Origin of the sequence: Psychrobacter sp. TB20-MNA-CIBAN-0197 (assembly GCF_040309765.1) — a bacterium.
In the GTDB taxonomy this organism is placed as follows: Bacteria; Pseudomonadota; Gammaproteobacteria; order Pseudomonadales; family Moraxellaceae; genus Psychrobacter; species Psychrobacter submarinus.
This window is the reverse complement of the sequence record NZ_JBEOPC010000332.1, coordinates 1-295: the sequence shown is the minus strand read 5'-3', so window position 1 is coordinate 295 and position 295 is coordinate 1. Positions and strand designations below refer to the sequence as shown.

At 56.6% G+C, this 295-nt stretch carries 1 protein-coding gene; it reads right to left on the bottom strand.

Features of this window, described 5'->3' with window-relative positions; all coding sequences use genetic code 11:
• On the bottom strand, positions 1 to 249 hold a 249-nt coding region (locus AAEY83_RS13890), incomplete at its 3' end, for a hypothetical protein (protein ID WP_502945176.1).
• Positions 250 to 295 lie beyond the last annotated feature (46 nt).

Sequence of the window (295 nt, the reverse complement as noted above, 5' to 3'; positions counted from 1 at the left end):
ACCGGAACTGATCACGCGTGCCCACGGCAACCGGCGATAGTGCGCACTGAACTTGCCGGTGTACTTGCAGGGAATGTAATTCTGATAGGCGTCGTGCTCCAGAATCACCAGATTGGGGATGGCGCGAATAAATCCGACCTGACGGATCTCCTGCTTGAAGCGCAAGAAAAACACGATGCGGTCATAGCGGGAAACGTCTACTTCGCGGCGAAAGTATCGACGCAGATTGCGCTGCTCGTCACCGCTCAAGCAGCGCAGATCGCACTCACAATGGGCGGCGACACCCTCGTACAAC